This window comes from Gordonia sp. QH-12 (assembly GCF_001578675.1).
GTDB classification, from domain to species: domain Bacteria; phylum Actinomycetota; class Actinomycetes; order Mycobacteriales; family Mycobacteriaceae; genus Gordonia; species Gordonia sihwensis.
The window spans coordinates 1-1,902 of the sequence record NZ_KQ969323.1; the positions used below are offsets into that span (position 1 = coordinate 1).

Genomic DNA, 1,902 nt, shown 5'->3' on the forward strand with positions numbered 1-1,902 from the left:
ACGTCATCATCCTCGCCTACCTCGACGGCGTCGCGGTGTGGGATGGGCGGATTCCACAGCTCATCCAGGTCCCGCGGGCCCGGGCGTCGGCGGTCGCGTTCGTGCCGGAGGTCGCGGCTGAGGCGCTCTTGGTCGCTCCGATCGCTGTCGCGTACGCCGAGGCGGCCGTCCCGACGGTGGCGGGCGCGGTCGGGATTTCTCCGCCGACTGCCACCGCATCGGCGGTCGCGCATGTGCCGGGTCTGACGAACGGTCACGTACTCGACATTCCGACCGCTATCGCGTCGGCCGAGGCACATGTCCCGGTGGTCGCTGTGGTGGCGGGCATCATCGCGCCGACCGCTGTAGCGACGGCTGTCGCGCATGTTCCGGAAGTGTCCGCGGCGGTCGACGCGGCTGTCCCGCAGGCGCGCGCGTACGCGGAGGCGCATGTCCCGGAGGTGGGGTCGCGCGTTGAGGTGCTGGTGCCACTCGCCGAAGCGACGGCGCTCGCCCACCTGCCAGACGTGCAGGCCGCGGTGGCCGTGGCGGCACCGATGGCCACCGCGACCGCAGTTGGGAGCAAGCCGACGGTCTCAGCCGGAGCGGAGGTCGCCGTCCCGCAGGCAATGGCGTCGGCGGTCGCTCACGTACCGGAAGTGAAAGTCAGTACCGGACCGGACCTGGTGGGCACCACTACCTCGTCGTCGACGACAGTGCCACTGCCAGCGCATCAGTCTGGTGATCTCATCCTCGTCTTCGCGTCGAATCTGTCGTCGAATACGGCTACGGCACCCACATTGCCGTCGGGGTGGACGTCGGCAGTTGTGGCGTCGTCGGGTGCGCGTGCCGGATGGAAGATCGCGGCCTCGGGCAGCGAGACGTCCGGGACGTGGACGAATGCGACGCGGATGATCGCGATGGTGTGGCGGGGCGCGCAGATCGGCGCGACCGCCACGGACACGTCAGGCAACGTCGGTCTGACGTCGGTGAATTGGCCGGCGCTCGGGACGAAGCCGGATTCGTGGACCATCCGGTATCTGCACGCCCGCTCGAACGGCGGCGAGGCTATTTCGGCAGATCCGTCGACGGAACCTGACGCGCTGATCTCGTCTATCGGGAACGGTGTGAAGCTGTGGGGCGAGAAGACGCCGGACCCGGTCGAGGCCGGTACCGCGTCTCTGAGTTTCTCGCAGTACTGGCGGAATCTGACGGTGGAGATTCAGCCGGAGGGCGCCCAGTATCCGCTGGACCCGATCGCGTCGGCGACGAATGGAACCTCCGCATCATCGACTGTCACGATCACCCTCCCGGAGGCGGCGACAGTCTTCGCCGCTGTGGCAGGAGTCGGCGGCGGACCGCCTGAGGCATCGACGATGACCAGCGGAGGTATCACAGGCACTCAGGTGTACACGCATGCCGGAAACAACATCCGTCTCACAGTGGCGCGATTCGACCTGCCGGAAGGGACACACACGATCACCAGTGACTCGGATCGGGCGATCGTGGCGGTCGCATACCGAGGTACGGCGACGCTCGGTACACCGGTGTGGACGAACGGCGCTACCTCGGCGTCCGTCGCCGCCGACATGAAGGTCGCGGTCTTCACAACCGGTGGCCAGGTGTCATCTACGACGTCAGGGACGCTTCGGGCGACCGCCTACAAGGGCGGCGGCTGGTCGTGCTCGGTCTCCATCGTCGAGGGCGCCCAGTCATCGATCTCCGGTGCGGAAGGATCTGTCGTGCTGCCGCTGACCTGACCCGCTGTCACACCCTGGCGGTACTGTGCACAGTGCGCGTAGGGAAGATACGCGCAACGAGGCCCCCGACCTTTTTGAGGTCGGGGGCCTTTCGTCGTCTCGATGCATCCTCGCTCCACGTGCCGTATCGTCCGTTCGGGTTAACGTTCGTCAACTATTCGCC

1 pseudogene is annotated in these 1,902 nt (G+C 67.2%); it reads left to right on the forward strand.

Annotation, left to right across the window (positions count from 1 at the left end):
* A pseudogene (locus Y710_RS18985) lies at positions 1-1,739 on the forward strand (hypothetical protein); the annotation flags it as partial.
* Positions 1,740-1,902: the final 163 nt, after the last annotated feature.